The sequence below is a fragment of the Streptomyces sp. NPDC057702 genome (assembly GCF_042799315.1).
Taxonomy (GTDB): Bacteria; Actinomycetota; Actinomycetes; order Streptomycetales; family Streptomycetaceae; genus Streptomyces.
In genome coordinates this window covers 1-14,996 of sequence record NZ_JBHVJC010000002.1, presented here as the reverse complement: position 1 = coordinate 14,996, position 14,996 = coordinate 1, and the positions used below count along the sequence as shown (strand labels likewise).

At 73.9% G+C, this 14,996-nt stretch carries 12 protein-coding genes; 8 read left to right on the top strand and 4 right to left on the bottom strand.

Annotation, left to right across the window (positions count from 1 at the left end; translation table 11 throughout):
* Positions 1–66 precede the first annotated feature (66 nt).
* Entirely contained in the window at positions 67–729 is a 663-nt protein-coding gene (locus tag ACFVFR_RS01460) for a response regulator transcription factor (RefSeq protein ID WP_383696865.1), read from the bottom strand.
* 1,858 nt (positions 730–2,587) lie between these two features.
* On the opposite strand from ACFVFR_RS01460, the gene ACFVFR_RS01455 reads away from it, so the two are divergent.
* From ACFVFR_RS01455 to ACFVFR_RS01435, 5 genes are all read left to right on the top strand, one after another.
* Positions 2,588–3,442, top strand: coding sequence for a hypothetical protein (locus tag ACFVFR_RS01455; protein WP_383696862.1), 855 nt, complete (start codon positions 2,588–2,590; stop codon positions 3,440–3,442).
* A gap of 511 nt (positions 3,443–3,953) precedes the next feature.
* Positions 3,954–6,077, top strand: coding sequence for a serine/threonine-protein kinase (locus ACFVFR_RS01450; RefSeq protein ID WP_383696859.1), 2,124 nt, complete (start codon positions 3,954–3,956; stop codon positions 6,075–6,077).
* A gap of 15 nt (positions 6,078–6,092) precedes the next feature.
* Positions 6,093–7,478: a protein kinase gene (locus ACFVFR_RS01445; RefSeq protein WP_383696857.1), complete on the top strand. Its 1,386-nt coding sequence runs from the start codon at positions 6,093–6,095 to the stop codon at positions 7,476–7,478.
* Positions 7,475–8,254: an FHA domain-containing protein gene (locus tag ACFVFR_RS01440; protein WP_383696854.1), complete on the top strand. Its 780-nt coding sequence runs from the start codon at positions 7,475–7,477 to the stop codon at positions 8,252–8,254. Before ACFVFR_RS01445 ends, ACFVFR_RS01440 begins: the two co-directional genes overlap by 4 nt.
* 322 nt (positions 8,255–8,576) lie before the next feature.
* Positions 8,577–10,022 (top strand): glyceraldehyde-3-phosphate dehydrogenase, encoded by a 1,446-nt coding sequence (locus tag ACFVFR_RS01435; protein ID WP_383696852.1) that lies wholly within the window; start codon positions 8,577–8,579, stop codon positions 10,020–10,022.
* A 158-nt stretch (positions 10,023–10,180) separates the two neighbouring features.
* Here the strand turns inward: ACFVFR_RS01435 and ACFVFR_RS01430 are convergent, their stop codons facing one another.
* Positions 10,181–10,654 (bottom strand): hypothetical protein, encoded by a 474-nt coding sequence (locus ACFVFR_RS01430; protein WP_383696850.1) that lies wholly within the window; start codon positions 10,652–10,654, stop codon positions 10,181–10,183.
* A gap of 160 nt (positions 10,655–10,814) precedes the next feature.
* Here ACFVFR_RS01430 and ACFVFR_RS01425 point away from each other — a divergent pair, with 160 nt between their 5' ends.
* Positions 10,815–11,708 (top strand): alpha/beta hydrolase, encoded by an 894-nt coding sequence (locus tag ACFVFR_RS01425; RefSeq protein ID WP_383696848.1) that lies wholly within the window; start codon positions 10,815–10,817, stop codon positions 11,706–11,708.
* A 132-nt stretch (positions 11,709–11,840) separates the two neighbouring features.
* A complete protein-coding gene (locus ACFVFR_RS01420; protein ID WP_383696845.1) occupies positions 11,841–12,491 on the top strand; it encodes a TetR/AcrR family transcriptional regulator in 651 nt (216 codons plus the stop codon).
* 89 nt (positions 12,492–12,580) lie between these two features.
* Here ACFVFR_RS01420 and fabI read toward each other — a convergent pair whose 3' ends face one another.
* Both fabI and ACFVFR_RS01410 read right to left on the bottom strand, forming a co-directional pair.
* The gene (gene fabI / locus ACFVFR_RS01415) at positions 12,581–13,360 is read right to left on the bottom strand and encodes an enoyl-ACP reductase FabI (protein WP_383696842.1); all 780 of its coding nucleotides are present in this window, start codon (positions 13,358–13,360) and stop codon (positions 12,581–12,583) included.
* Entirely contained in the window at positions 13,357–14,220 is an 864-nt protein-coding gene (locus tag ACFVFR_RS01410) for an alpha/beta hydrolase (protein ID WP_383696840.1), read from the bottom strand. Before ACFVFR_RS01410 ends, fabI begins: the two co-directional genes overlap by 4 nt.
* Positions 14,221–14,377: 157 nt before the next feature.
* On the opposite strand from ACFVFR_RS01410, the gene ACFVFR_RS01405 reads away from it, so the two are divergent.
* On the top strand, positions 14,378–14,548 hold the full coding sequence (locus tag ACFVFR_RS01405) for a hypothetical protein (RefSeq protein WP_383696837.1): 171 nt from the start codon (positions 14,378–14,380) through the stop codon (positions 14,546–14,548).
* The last annotated feature ends 448 nt before the right edge of the window (positions 14,549–14,996 follow it).

Genomic DNA, 14,996 nt, shown 5'->3' with positions numbered 1-14,996 from the left:
CCACGGTCACCGGGGGCGGGGCTCGATGCGGTCGGTCCTCGCGCCGGCGATGCCGGCACGGCGACCTCAGATGTAGCCCTCGCGCAGGGCGTGGGCGACGGCGTGGGCCCGGTTGCGCAGGTGCAGTCGGGCGGTGAGGGCCTGCATGACGTTCTTGATGGTCCGCTCGGAGTACGAGAGCTTGTCGGCGATCTCCCTGGTGTCGAAGCCGTCGGCGACCAGGCGCAACACGTCCACCTCGCGGGGCGTGAGCCCGCCGGTGGGCGTCCCCGGCACGCCGCTCGCGCCCCGGGAGAGCGAGCCCACCTGGGCCATCAGCCGCCCGAGCAGGTCGGCGGGCAGGTCGCCGTCACCCCGCGAGGCCGCCAGGACGGCCCGGTACAGACGGGCGGCGGTCGCCTCGCGTCGCCACACTATGGCGCCGACGCCGGAGGCGACGAGCTCCACCAGGTCCGGCTCGCGCAGGTGGTGGACGACCAGGACGGAGCGCGTGCCGTCCGTGCGCACCAGCCGGCGCAGCCGGGCCAGCGCGGTCTCGTCCAGGCTGTCCACGACGAAGACGGCGACCGCACCGGGGCGCACGGTGCCGGGTTCGACCAGTTCGACGCCGGGGTGCGGGGCGAGATGGTGTGCCACGCCCGCACTGGAGATGGGGTCAGCGGCGTGGACAGCGACCTGGATGCGGTCCTGCGCCGTCGCGGTTGTTGCCACAAGTACGGAGCTGAGCAAGGTGGTTGTCCCCCCACGTCGTGCCCGGACTGGTGCAGCGGGGTGGTGGTCCGCCGCCCTCCGGGCCGGGCAGCGGGCTGGGGATCTGCTCGGGTGCCGCGCCCCCCTCCCCCGTCGACGGCCTTCGGTCGGCCGTACTCTCGGGTGAGGCGCGGTGTCCAGGGCAGGGTGGGCCAGGGTGGACCTCCTCTGTCGCGCGCCGGATGAGTCGTCGGTGCGGGCTGGTCCCGCCGCTTCGGTACGGCGAGCCCGGGTGTCCATGGTCGGCCGCCGCCCGGCCCCACCACCAGTTCAGGAACTGCTCAACAACTACTCACCGGCGGGCCGGTATCGGCCGTGTGGGGCCGGGGTACGCGGGGCGGTGCCCGGCCGCTCGGGCCCGGGGGCGTGGGCCGGCGCCGTCCGCGTGGGCTCCGGGCGGAGAGCGGGCGTGGTACGGGAGTCGCGGTGGGCGCGGGCAGCGGACGGGGGATCGCGCGCCCGCCCGCGCCGTCGGTGCCGCCTCCCGGCCCGCCCGCCACCGAGCACCGCGATCCTCGACGTTCCGCTCATCGGCACACGGGACCGCGCGCGGCCGGGCACCGGGCGCTGAGCGGCCCCGCGCGGCACGGCGGGTGCGCGAGCGGCCCCCTCGCGCGGCCCCCTCGCGCGGGCGCGTCGGCCGCGTTGGCTGGTCCCGGTCGGCGAACCCGGCGGTGACGCGGGGCCGGTGCGGACCTGTCGGCGGCCCCGCGCTGGGCGGTCGGCTGCTCCCGCCACCCCGGTTCGACGTCGAGCGGCGGTGGCCGGGTGGCGTCCCGCTCTCCGGGCGGGCGTCGCGGGTGGGGCGTGATGAGCGAGGTGCTCATTCGTCCGGTATCCGCCTCGGGCACGGTGGGGCACCGCCTGTGGGAATGCGCCGGGCGAGATCGGTGTGGGGCCTGTGCGTGGAAGTGACAGGTTGCTGACAGCTTTCTTTCGACCTGTTGCCCGGCATCGGCCCAGCTCACCGCCGGTATCCGAGAGTGGTGTGATGTATGTCACTATCTTGCTGAGTGGAATGCGTGTCCGTCTCCCCGCCTCGGGCGCCCGGTTCGGGCAGAAAGCGGAAGGCGGCGGCGGGTCGTTTCCTCGCAACGGGCGGGTTTTGACGCCCGTTCGGGCATATTGATGGGCGGATTTTCGGCCCGTATCCCACCCTTGTTTCGGGTGGATCGGGCTCGGCACAGTGCCATTGAACTCCGCTCGGCTGCCCCGGGTGGCGCACCTCGGTGCGGGCTCGCTCCAAAAAGCGGAGCGAGCGGTAGACGAGCCACCACCGGGGCGGTCGGTGGCGTTCGCGGCGCCTTGGTGGTCCCCGGGGAGTCGGTCGTCGAACGTGCCTGGCGCGGCAGTGGGCACTGCCCGCCTCGCTTGCCCAAGTGAGCCCGAACGGCGCTGTCTTGTCGTGACCGCGATGACCCTCTGGCCAATGCCGGCGGTCATCGGGCCACGTGCGGGGCGGGCGTCGACTGAGGCGCGCGATTCCCGCGTGTCGGGCCAGCGGAATTTCACCCGCTGACCCATGGCTATTTCGTCAGGAATGCCTGTCCGAAGTATTTGACTTTTCATGTATCGCCTGAGTAGTGTCACTGTCACGGTGGGGAAGTTTCTGGAGAGGAAGTGCGACAGTCGCCGGTCGCGCGTCCATGAATGAGCGGAATGCGGAACAGGGAAGCGTGAAGGCGGTTCCGACCAATGCACAGGCCGCAGGTAACGCACCGCTGTTTCCCCGCTGATTCCTTCGGGGAATTCCCCGCACGGAGTATGTCCGAGATCATGGCCCCACCCCGACAGCGGGAACGTTACGACGTCACAGGGGCCGTGTTGAGGGGGAGCTGTGCCGAGTACCTCTGTCAACAAAGCCGACAGCGCCGTGGAATCCTTCGGAGGCCCTGAACCCACTGTTCCCGTCCCGCGACGCCCCACCGGTCCGCCGTTATCGGCGGCGAGCCGCATCTCCGCCAAAGGTACCGAGCGCGTACTGGTCCAGACCCGCAGACTCTTCGAGTCGGTCGCCGACCGGGGCGACGCCGAGGGGCAGCTCCTGGCCACGCTGGACCCCGCCGAGGGGACCGGAGCGGTGGAGCGCGCCATCGACTCGGCGGAGCGGTCGCTGGCCATCGTGCTCTCCGAGTGCGGCGACAGCGCCGCCGCCCGCATCGTCCCGCGCCTGGGGCAGGCCGTCGACCGGGGCGTCGAGGCCCGGCTGTTGGCCGGCCTCGGGCTGCTGGAGCACCGCTCCTTCGTGGAGCTGCTCGACACGTACGCGCCGGGCGTGGACGTACGCCTGGTCAGGGAGCCGCTGCACGAGGCGGTGCTCGCCGACGGGACGGTGGGCGTGGCCTGGTCGCGCCCCGGGCCGGCCGTCGGCGGGACCGCCGTGGTCCGGGCGCCGGACGTGCTGCGCAACCTGCGCACGCTCTTCCAGGTCTCCTGGACCAACAGCCCGGCCTTCACCGACTACCGACGGCTGAGCGAGCACGTGCGCAGCGACACCGCGCGCCGGATTCTGCTGGCTCTCAGCTCGGGCCGCACCGACGAGGCGGCGGCGCGCGGCCTGAGCATGTCGGTGCGCACCTACCGCCGGTACGTCGCCGAGATCATCCGCGAACTGGGAGCCAACTCGCGCTTCCAGGCCGGGGCCCGAGCCGTGGAGCTCGGACTTCTCCCCGCGACCGCCCGCAGCGTCTGACCCACCGCCCTGGCGGCCCACGGCATCGGCGGCAGGCACCCCTTGGGGGACCGCCCGCCGCCGGAGCCGACCGCCCAGGCCGCCCGGCCCGCCCCGCGCCCCCGCCGGGGTCGGCCGCCGGGGCGCGGCGGTGAACGTCACCCGAGGTCACCGGCCGGCGCCACCCGCCGCGTTCGCCGCGCCCGCCTGCTCGCCCGCGGCCGCTCGTGCCGGAGTCGGCCACGCCATCCGCCGGTCCGGCGCGCCCCGCACGTCCCACCGGGACCCCGATCCGCCGGCGGCCCATCCGGGTTCGGCGGGCGATGAGGTGTCCGCCCTCGGCCCGGCCCGTCGGCCCGCGCGGGAGGGTGCCCCGCCGCCGCCAGTGGCCGGCTACAGTCGGCGATGTCCTGACGAGGGAACGCGGTGGGCGGGGTGCGCGAGGTGACGGCTGCGTGGTCGGTCGCGCACGGCGCCCGCACGGTGGAGGGGGCGCCCGGTGGAGCCGTTACGAGCCGATGACCCCCGGCGCGTGGGGTCCTACCGGCTGACGGCCCGCCTCGGCGCGGGCGGCATGGGCGTCGTCTACCTCGGGCACGCGCCCAGCGGTCGTACCGTGGCCGTCAAGGTCGTACGCCAGCACCTGGGGCGCGACTCCCGCTACCGGGCGCGCTTTTGCCGCGAGGTGACCGCCGCCCGCCGGGTGACCGGGACCTTCACCGCCCCGCTGCTGGACGCCGACCCCGACGCCAGTCCGCCGTGGCTGGCCATGGAGCACCTGCCCGGCCCCACCCTGCGCGAGGCCGTCGACGGCTTCGGCGAACTCCCGCCGGGCGCGGTGCGGTTGCTGGCCGCCGCGCTCGCCGAGGCCGTCGCCGCCATCCACCGGGCGGGCTTCGCCCACCGCGACCTGAAGCCCGGCAACATCGTGCTCAGCGTCAGCGGCCCGCGCGTCATCGACTTCGGGATCGCCCTGCCCGACGACGCGACGTCCATCACCGCCGCCGGCGCCCTGCTCGGCACCCCGGGCTTCATGTCGCCCGAAGCGGCGGCGGGGGAGCGCGCCGGCCCGGAGGGCGACGTCTTCGCGCTCGGCGCGGTGCTGGCGTACGCGGCGACCGGGCGGGAGCCGTTCGCGGACGTGGACCGGTCGGCCACGCTGGTACGCGTCCGCCAGGCCCGGGCGGACCTGGCGGGCATCCAGGACGCCGGGCTGCGCGCCCTGATCGCGTCGTGTCTGCGTCACAAACCCGGACAACGCCCGACCGCCGAGGTGCTGTTGAGGCGCCTGGGGCAGCCCGCAGAGTCGGTGCGGGGCACCCGCTGGCTGCCGCCGGAGCTGGCCCAGCTCGTCGACGCGCACACCGCGCTCGCCGCCTGCGACCGGCACCGGGGGCCCGTGGCGCACGCGCCGGCGTACGACCCGGGGACCACCCTCACCCCACCGCCCTCCGCGAAGGACGCCCCGCGACCGCCGGGACCGGCGCCCCGGGACCGTCGCGCGCTGCTGCTGACCGTGGCCGGCGTCGCGCTGGCCGGCGGCGCCCTCGCGCTGGCCCGTGACCGGCTGCCCGACCCCGGGCCCACCGCGCCGGGTTCCGCCAGCTCACCCACGCCTCCCACGGTGCGCTCCGGCCCGTCCGCCCGACACCCGGTGGCCGTCCGGCGCTGGCGCACCCGGATCTTCCGCGACCGCGCCTCACCACGGCTGTACCCGGTGGGCGCGACGGTCGTGGCCGCCGACGGCGGCGAGCGCGCCGGCGCCCTGGACCCGCGCACCGGCCGGGTCCTGTGGACGCGCGCCACCGACCAGCACACCTACGGCGAGGCGATCTCCACCGGCGACGACGCGGTGTACCTCTTCGACGGCCGGCCCCCCAGCAGCACCGAACCGTACGTCCTACGCGCCCTGGACCCCCTCTCCCGGGCCGTGCGCTGGACACGTCGCGTGCCGTTCTTCGCCTCGGGCACGGTCGCCACGGGCCCGGTGGTCTGCTTCCGCGTCGACGACGAGGTGCGCGCGCTGGCGGCCAGCGACGGGCGCCCCCGCTGGAGCGCCCGCTCACCCGGCACCGCCGTGAGCGCGGGCGCCGGACTCGTGGTGGCGGTGGGCGGCGACGCGCTGGACGCCCTGGACGCGCGCAGCGGACGGCCGCGCTGGCGCCGGGAGTTGCCCGAAGCCCCCAGCTACGGCCTCGTCGGCGACGGACTGGTCTTCGCCCGCGACGTCCTGGGCACGGTCCACGCGCTGCGCGCCCACGACGGCTCGACCGCCTGGCGCCACCCGGTGGACTACCGCAGCTCCGTTCGGCACGCGGGCAACGGCATGCTCTATGTCGGCGAGGTCGACGGCCGCGTCCGCGCGCTGCGCGCCCGCACCGGCGCCCAGGTGTGGTCGCGCCAGTTGGGCCGGCCCGGCCCGATGATCGCCGAGTCGGACACGCTCCACCTCGCGGGCGGCACGCTGTGGGCCCAGGGCCCCGAGCAGACCGTGTACGCGCTGGACGCCGCCGACGGCCACGTCACCTGGACCTACGGCGCCTGGACGGCCCCCGACACGCAGTCGGTCACCGGCTCCCGGGCCGTGTCCGTCGCCGGACTGGTGCTCCTGAGCACCCCGGGCGGTTACGTCGAGGCCGTCGAGCCACCCTCGTAGCCGGGAAGGGCGCACATGGAGCGGTTGGAACGAGGCGACCCCCGTAGGTTCGGGGCGTACGCGGTGCTGGCGCGCATCGGTAGCGGGGGCACGGCCACCGTGTATCTGGGCCGCTCGCCCGGCGGCCGGGCCGTGGCGGTCAAGGCCCTGCACGCCGAACTGGCCCGCGAGCCCGAGCACCGCGCCCGCTTCCAGCGCGAGGTGGCCCTGACCCGAGAGGTCGGCGGCGCGCACAGCCCGGCCCTGCTGGGCGCGGACCCCAAGGCGCCCGTGCCCTGGATGGCCACCGAGTACCTGCCGTCCCTCTCGCTGCGCGACGCCGTGGAACGGTTCGGCCCGCTGCCGCCGGCCGTGCTGCGTCAACTGGCCGCGCGGCTGGCCGAGTCGCTCGCCGCCCTCCACCGGGCGCGCGTCATCCACCTGGACGTCAAACCGGCGAACGTGCTGCTCACCGCCGACGGCCCGCGCCTGATCGACTTCGGCATCGCGGCCCGCACGCGTCGGACCGGCGTGGCGGGTTCCCCCGGCTTCATGTCGCCCGAGCAGGTGGCCGGCACCGCCGGCCCGCCCAGCGACGTCTACTCGCTCGGCCTGACCCTGGCGCACGCCGCCGGCCACGGGGCGGCCCGGGACGAGCCCCACGGCGGCGACCCGGAACTGGGCCAGCTGCTGTCGGCCTGCCGCGCCGAGCTCGCCGCCGCCCGGCCGACCGCCGCCGAACTGGCCGACCGGCTGGCCGCGTTGACGCCACCCCCGGCCCGCTGGGACGTCGGCTGGCTGCCCCAGCCGATCATGAGGGCCATCGACGCGGAGGCGAGCACCGCCGCCAACCCGCCCGTGCCCGCCCGCCGCCGACCCCCGCGACGCCTCCTGCTCGGCGCGGGCGCCCTCACCCTGACGGGCGGTGTGGCCCTCACCCTCGGCCTGCCCGGCCGCGGGCCCGCTCCCGGCCCGGGCCCCACCGCGTCCCTGGCCGGCCCCGGGCCGGGAGCCCCGCCCACCGCCACGCCGGCCGGCCCCTCGCCGCGGCCGAGACCCGAGCCCGTGGTGGTGCGGTTCGTGATCACCGGCGACGGGCCGCTGATCTCCCTCTCCTACGCCGTCAACGGGCGCTTCACCACGCTCCGCGACGTGCCGCTGTCCTGGCAGCGGTCCGTGGAGGTGCCGCGCGAGGGCGGGCGGGTGGACTGGCGGCTGCGGCTGACCGCCCCCACGCCGGCGGTCAGGTGTCGGGTGCTGGTGGACGGCGCCGAGAAGTGGGACGGCCCCCACCCGCACCGCCCGCTGATCGGCCCGGCCCCCTACCCGGTGGACGTCAGCGGTTCCGTGGCGTTTCGGGACCCCTCCCCGACGCCGGTGCCTAGGGTCGGGGCCTTCGAACAGGAAGGGTTGGCACCATGACGAGCAAGGTCAGCGTTCTGCCGTCGGACATCGGCAGCCTCAGCCGCACGGCTCCGGTGGCGCGCCCGGGCACGCTCTTCGTCCTGGGCGCGGACGGCGGCATGTCGGTGGCGCCCGACGCCAACTTCCCGCTGATGTTCGGGCGCAACAAGCCGGACGTGCACATCTGTGTGGGCGCCGCGGACCCGCGCGTCAGCCGCCGCCAAGGGCTGATCACCCGCGAGTCCTCGCGCTGGGTGCTGCGCAACACCGGCAACCTGCCCATCCGCCTACCGGGCGCGCGTCTGATCCTCGGCGGGAACCGGGCGGAGCTGTCGGCCGGGTACACCCCGCTGTTCATCGTCTCCGCCCGCCAGGAACACCTGCTGGAGGTCCGCGTCACCGCCGCCGCGCACCGGCCCGGCAACCCGTGCGCGCCGAGCGAGGCGACCACCTACGACGGTGACGTACGCGAGCTCGGCCGGGACGAGCGCCTGGTACTCGCCTGCCTGGCGCAGCGCTACCTACGCGCCGACCCCTACCCGCAGCCACTGACATGGGGCCAGGTCGCCTTCGAGCTCGGCGAGTTGCGCCCGGGAGAGCGGTGGACCGCCAAGCGTGCCGCGCACATCGTCTCCCTGGTGCGCCGACGGATGAGCCGGGAGTACGGAGTGGCCGGCCTCCTGGAGGAGGAGATCCCGCCGCCGGTCGGCAACGCGCTCAACCACAACCTGATCACCTACCTCCTGGAAACGACCACCCTCACCCGAACCGACCTGCGCGAACTGGGCCAGTAGCCGGGCGGGCGCCCTCTCCCGAGGCCCCCGCCACCACCAGCCCGGCGCGCCGGACATCCGCCCGCCCCGACGCGTCCGGCTCCGGCCCGCCCGGCCCGCCCGGCCCGCCCGGCCCCCCGGCCCTCCGGCCTGAGGCCCCCGCTCGGCCGTCCTGCCCCGCCCGGCCGCCGGCCCCTGCCCGAGGCGCCCGGCCCCCGCGTACGCGCACCCCGCCGCCGAAGGGCACTCCGTGCCCGCATGGCGCATCTCACTGACACCGAATGACCCAGCCAAACGTCGGAGGGCTAACATGTGAGCACCGCCTAGCTCGAAAGATAAATCTGTGACTGTCAATGAGGACTCGTTCACTGACTGGAAGAACCGCGAGGAGATCGCGGAATCGATGATCCCGATCATCGGGAAGCTGCAACGCGAGCGGGACGTGACCGTTTTGCTGCACAGCCGCTCCCTGGTGAACAAATCGGTGGTCAGCATTCTGAAGACGCACCGGTTCGCGCGGCAGATAGCCGGCGAGGAGCTCTCGGTCACCGAGACGCTGCCCTTCCTCCAGGCGCTCGCCGCGCTCGATCTCGGCCCGTCCCAGATCGACATCGGCATGCTCGCCGCGCTGCACCGCACCGACGACCGTGGCCTGTCGGTGGCGGAGTTCACCGCCGAGGCCGTCGCCGGGGCCACCGGCGCCAACAAGATCGAGTGCCGTGAGCCGCGCGATGTCGTGCTCTACGGGTTCGGTCGCATCGGCCGCCTCATCGCCCGCCTGCTCATCGAGAAGGCCGGCTCGGGCAACGGCCTGCGACTGCGCGCCATCGTCGTCCGCAAGGGAGCGGGCCAGGACATCGTCAAGCGCGCGTCGCTGCTGCGTCGGGACTCCATCCACGGCCAGTTCCAGGGCACGATCACCGTCGACGAGGCGAACAGCAAGATCATCGCCAACGGCAACGAGATCAAGCTGATCTACGCCGACGACCCGGCCGCGGTGGACTACACGGCGTACGGCATCAAGGACGCCATCCTCGTCGACAACACGGGCAAGTGGCGCGACCGCGCGGGGCTCTCGCAGCACCTGCGCCCCGGCATCGCCAAGGTCGTCCTGACCGCGCCGGGCAAGGGCGACGTCCCCAACATCGTGCACGGCGTCAACCACGACACGATCAAGCCCGACGAGCAGATCCTGTCCTGCGCCTCCTGCACCACCAACGCCATCGTCCCGCCGCTGAAGGCGATGGCGGACGAGTACGGCGTGCTGCGCGGGCACGTGGAGACCGTCCACTCGTTCACCAACGACCAGAACCTGTTGGACAACTACCACAAGTCCGACCGACGTGGTCGCTCCGCCGCCCTCAACATGGTCATCACCGAGACCGGCGCGGCCTCCGCCGTCGCCAAGGCGCTGCCCGACCTGGACGCGCGGATCACCGGCAGCTCCATCCGCGTCCCGGTGCCGGACGTCTCGATCGCGATCCTGAGCCTGCGCCTGGCCCGCGAGACCACCCGCGAGGAGGTCCTGGACTACCTGCGCAACGTCTCGCTGACCTCGCCGCTCAAGCGCCAGATCGACTTCATCAGCGCCCCCGACGCGGTCTCCAGCGACTTCATCGGCTCGCGCCACGCCTCGATCGTCGACGCCGGCGCCACCAAGGTGGAGGGCGACGACGCCATCCTCTACCTCTGGTACGACAACGAGTTCGGCTACTCCTGCCAGGTCATCCGGGTCGTCCAGCACGCCTCCGGAGTGGAGTACCCCACCTACCCGGCTCCGGTGGTCTAAGGGCCACCCACGGGGGCGCGCCGGCACGCCCCAGCGCCGCCCCGCGCGGCCACAGCGAGCGGCGCCCGACGGCATTCCCCGTCGGGCGCCGGTGTCCTGTGCCCGCCGGTGGTCCCGTCACCCGGGGGGCCAGCCGGCGCCCGGAGCGGGGCGGCGCGTCAGGCCAGGCGGGGCGGGGCTCCGGGCTCGCCGTCCGCGCGCGCCCGTGGCCAGGCCACCGCCCCGGTGAGCAGCGACATGGCGGTGGCCAGGGTGACCTCCCGGTCGAAGGGCGCGGCCCGCCAGGTGGTCGACCGCAACGTGCCCCGGTCCCGGTAGTCGCGCATGATCCGGACATGGTCGTGGCGGGCCACGAAGTCCCGGAGCGCCGCCGCGTCGCGCCAGACCGAGACCGAGCCGGAGCGCGGGCGCGCCAGGTCCCGCCCCGTCCACAGCCAGAGCCCGACCGCGCCCGCCACCTCTGGCCAGGTCCGGCGCAGCGCCAGGCCGGCCGCGCTCACGCCGAGCGCGGTCCAGGGCCGGTGCGCGGTGAACTCGGTGACGCTCACCAGGACGGCCTCGCGGTCGCCGTCCGTCGGATTCCGGTCGGCCGGTCCGGGCCTCCACGGCGCGAACCAGACGGGGGTGGGCATGTGCGTCTCCTCGGCGTCGCGGGCACTGGTCGCCCCTCGTGTCCCAACCCGTCGCCACGCCTCGTGGTCGGGTGGTGCACAGGGCGTCTGACCAGGCAAAACTAAACGTACGATCGTGCTAAGATAGCAGGCTCTAGACGTCGATCGAGGAGTTGCGGGCATGAGCGCCATCGAGGCAGTCGCGAGCACCACCCTCAACGCCGTCTCCCGGGTCTCCGGGCGGCTGGCGGGTGCTGGCGCGTTCCGCCTTTTCCACATGCCGTTCGCGCGCAGCAAGATGCGCGGCGCCGAGCGCGAGCTGTTCGCGACGGCGACGGTCGAGCGCCTCGACGTCGCCAGTGGACGCGCGGTGACCTACCGATGGGGCGACGGCACCCGCCCCGTCCTGCTGGTGCACGGCTGGCAGTCGCGCGGCTCGCGGCTGTCCGAGTTCGTCCCCGGGCTCCTGGAGCGCGGCTACAGCGTCCTGACCTTCGACGCCCCCGGCCACGGCGACGCGACCGGCCGCAGCACCACCATCCTCGACTACCGCGACATCATCACCTCCCTGCACGACCGGTACGGCACCTTCGAGGGGCTGGTCGCGCACTCGCTGGGCGCCCTCGGGTCGTTCTACGCGCTCAACGGCGGGGTCAGGGCGGAGCGCGTCGTCACCATCAGCGGGGTCTGCGACTTCGACCACCTGATCGAGGAGTTCTGCTCCGCGCTCAAGGTGCGCGACCCGCTCCAGGAGCAGCTGCGCCGCCAGGTCGACGCGCGGCTCTTCCCCGACCTCCCGAGCGACCGCACCCCCTTCTCCGCGACCCACGCGACGCGGACCGTGCGGGCGCCGCTGCTGGTCATCCACGACGAGGACGACACCCGGATCGTCGTCGCGCAGGGGCGGCGGCTGGCCGGCGCGTTCGGCGAGCAGGCCCGCCTGATCACCACGAGGGAGCTGGGGCACCGCCGCATCCTGGGGGACGCCGAGGTGGTGCGCACGGTGCTGGACTTCGTGGACGGCGGCCCGGGCGCCCTCGACGCGGCGGACGCGCGTACGGCCTCGGCGGACTGAGCCCGTCGGAACCCTCCGTACGCAAACCGCACGGTCGTCCGCACATTGGCTACACTGGGTGGTCCCCCCACCAGCACGACCAGGCTCTGGTGACCACGAGGGTCCGGCACCGGAAAGTAGGTAGACGCGGGCATGGCAGCGACGGCGACACACATCGACGGGCGGATCGCACGCGGAAACCAGACCCGTCAGACGATCCTGAAGCGCACCGTGGAGATCGCCTCCGTCGAGGGCCTGGAAGGGCTCTCCCTGGGGCGGCTGGCCAGCGAACTCAAGTTGAGCAAGAGCGGCGTGTTCGCGCTGTTCGGCTCCAAGGAGGACCTGCAACTGGCCACCGTCCGGGCGGCCATCAAGGTCTACCTGGAGCACGTCGTCCAACCGGCCCGTGACCTGCCGCCGGGCATCGATCGACTGTGGCGGGTGTGTACGGGCTGGCTGGCCTACTCCCGGGAGCGGGTCTTCCCGGGCGGCTGCTTCTTCTACTCGGTCTCGGCCGAGTACGACGCCCGCGAGGGCAAGGTGCACGACATCCTGGCCGCCGCCCGCACCAACTGGTTCAGCTACCTCGAACAGACCGTGCGCGAGGCCCAGGACGCCGGCGAGATCGTGGACGAGACCGACGTGCCGCAGCTCGTCTTCGAGATGGTCGCCCTCATGGAGATGGCCAACGCCGAGTCCGTCCTGCACGACGAGACCACGTACTACGACATGGCGGCCAAGGCGATCGCGCGCCGACTGCGTGCCGTGGCCACCGACCCCGCGTTGCTGCCCGAGGCGCCCTGACCCCCGCGTCCGCGCACCGGAACCCGCGCGGCGGCCCACACCACGGGGGGTGGGTCGCCGCGCGTTCGCCCTCTCGCGCCCGGTGCGCCCTACGCCCCCATGGCGTGCACGCCGCCGTCCACGTGCACGATCTCGCCCGTGGTGCGCGGGAACCAGTCCGACAGCAGCGCGACCACCGCGCGGGCGGCCGGCTCCGGATCGGAGAGGTCCCAGCCGAGCGCCGCGCGCGTCTCCCACACCTGCCGGAACGTCTCGAACCCCGGGATGGACCTGGCCGCCATCGTCTTGATGGGCCCGGCCGCCACCAGGTTGCAGCGGATGTTGTGCGGGCCCAGGTCGCGGGCGACGTAGCGCGAGGTCGACTCCAGCGCCGCCTTGGCCACCCCCATCCAGTCGTACGCGGGCCAGGCCGTGCTGGCGTCGAAGTCCAGCCCCACGATCGCCCCGCCCCGCTCGCGCATAAGCGGCAGACAGGCCATGGCCAGGGCCTTGAGCGAGTACGCGGAGACTTCCACGGCCGTGGCCACCGAGTCCCAGCCGGTGGACAGGAAGTTGCCCCCGAGCGCGTCGCTGGGCGCGAAGGCGATGGAGTGCACCACGCCGTCCAGCCGCCCGTCCCCGGAGGCGGACTCGCGGACGCGGTCGGCGAGGCCGTCGAGGTGCCCCTGGTTCTGTACGTCGAGCTCGATCAGCGGCGCCGGCTGGGGCAGTCGACGGGCGATGCGCTCGACCAGGCTGAGCCGGCCGTAGCCGGTGAGCACGACCTCGGCGCCCTGCTCCTGACACAGCCGGGCGGTGTGGAAGGCGATCGAGGACTCCATCAGGACGCCCGTGACCAGGATGCGCTTGCCCGCCAGCAGACCGCTCATCGGGCCACCTCCTGGACCGGGTGCCCGATCTCGGCGCCGTCGGCCGTGACGAAGTCCGCGACGGCCGCCACCAGTTGCGGGGCGCCCAGGATGCGCCGGTGGCCGAACCTGCGGGTGGTCAGCACCCGCGCGCGCTCCCCGAAGGCGGCGGCGATGCGCCGCGTCTGCTCCGGGTCGACCGCCTCGTCGTCCTCGTCGTGCACCAGCAGGAGTGGTAGGCGTACCTCGGCGGCCCGGTGGAGGACGGAGAAGCGTGTCCACAGATCCGCCTGGCCCGGGTACAGGTCCCGTTCGACGCGCAGCCGCAACTCCGCCCTGAGTTCCGGGCTCATCCCGGTGCGCGCGCAGAACGCGTCGACCACGTAGGTGAAGTCCGGGACGGGGCTGACCGCCACCACGCGGGTGGCGCGCACCCCCTCCCGCAGGGCCAGGAAGGAGGCGGTGGCTCCGAAGGAGTGGGCCACGATCATCTCGAACGCGCCGTGCGTGGCGTGGAGTTCGCCGATGATCTCGCGGTACTCCACCAGGGTCGTGCTGTCGCCCTCGGACTCACCGTGCCCCGGCGCGTCGAAGGCGACCGGGCTGTAGCCCAGCTCCAGCAGCCGTGCGATGACCTTGGCGTACCGGGACGCGCGCGACTCCCAGCCGTGCACCAGGAGCACCGGGCGCTCCCCGTCGCCCCAGGCGTATGTGGTCACCGCCTTGCCGTCCACGCTCAGTCGGCCCCGGCGCGCGCTCTCCATCGCCGTGCGCTCGTCGGGTCGTGGCCTGCTGCGTCCCTGGGGTCGCCGGAAGAGGTCGAACAGCTCTTGCCCCTCGTCACTCAGGGCCACATTGACGTGGGACGTCGCGGGGTCCATGACATGCCTTCCCGATGCGATCACAGTGGGCAAAATGCTAGCACGACCGTTCGCTTACATTTGGGTTCGCGCGGGCTGACGCTCCGGCGCGCCGGTGAAATATGAACGGACGGTCGTGCTACAGTTGGCGCGTCAACTCGCTCCTCTGGAGGACGACATGACACGTGCGCACGCGGGCTCCGTCGCGAACCCAGTGCCGACCGGCCCGCCGGGGCCGAACCAGTGGCTCAAGGACCATCTGGACTCCGTCATCGACGCCCAGCTGCTGGCGGGCGTGTCCGCCGCGGACACCGGCGGCATACCGCCCGAGGTCCGTTCGACGCGGTGACGGGCGTGACGGGACGCGTGCGGGGGGCCGCGTCCGCGGCGGTCGCGCCCCGAGGGTCCACGACCCCTGGAGGTCGTCCGCCCTCGTGAGGCGACGAGGCGTCACACGCCACCGCCGTGCCACACCGTCACCAGGAACCGGGGGACGGGTCAGGAGAGCCCGAACACCGTCGTGTTCTCCTCGCGCGGGCTGCCGACGGGGGAGCAGCCCGCGCTGACCCCACATCACCGCGCCGGCGGCGCAACCACCGCCGCCGGCGCGACCTGCCCATGGCGAAGGCGTCGGCGCACGCCGATCACTCGATGCGCGTCGACGTCCTACGCCCCGCTCCCGTCCCGCCCGCGAGCCAAGGGGAGGCCCGTGACAGGGCCGGGAGTCACCTCCCAGCCGCGCCGCTGACGCGCTGGGGGGAGTCGCCCGCGCGGGGCTCGGTCGGACGTCCGAGCCC

What these genes read in the sequence shown, in the direction of transcription:
- ACFVFR_RS01420 (WP_383696845.1), top strand. Translation starts at nt 11,841, where the DNA reads ATGGCAGCGACGGCGACACACATCGACGGGCGGATCGCACGCGGAAAC.
- ACFVFR_RS01425 (WP_383696848.1), top strand. Translation starts at nt 10,815, where the DNA reads ATGAGCGCCATCGAGGCAGTCGCGAGCACCACCCTCAACGCCGTCTCC.
- ACFVFR_RS01430 (WP_383696850.1), bottom strand. Translation starts at nt 10,654, where the DNA reads ATGCCCACCCCCGTCTGGTTCGCGCCGTGGAGGCCCGGACCGGCCGAC.
- ACFVFR_RS01405 (WP_383696837.1), top strand. Translation starts at nt 14,378, where the DNA reads ATGACACGTGCGCACGCGGGCTCCGTCGCGAACCCAGTGCCGACCGGC.
- fabI (WP_383696842.1), bottom strand. Translation starts at nt 13,360, where the DNA reads ATGAGCGGTCTGCTGGCGGGCAAGCGCATCCTGGTCACGGGCGTCCTG.
- ACFVFR_RS01445 (WP_383696857.1), top strand. Translation starts at nt 6,093, where the DNA reads ATGGAGCGGTTGGAACGAGGCGACCCCCGTAGGTTCGGGGCGTACGCG.
- ACFVFR_RS01410 (WP_383696840.1), bottom strand. Translation starts at nt 14,220, where the DNA reads ATGGACCCCGCGACGTCCCACGTCAATGTGGCCCTGAGTGACGAGGGG.
- ACFVFR_RS01440 (WP_383696854.1), top strand. Translation starts at nt 7,475, where the DNA reads ATGACGAGCAAGGTCAGCGTTCTGCCGTCGGACATCGGCAGCCTCAGC.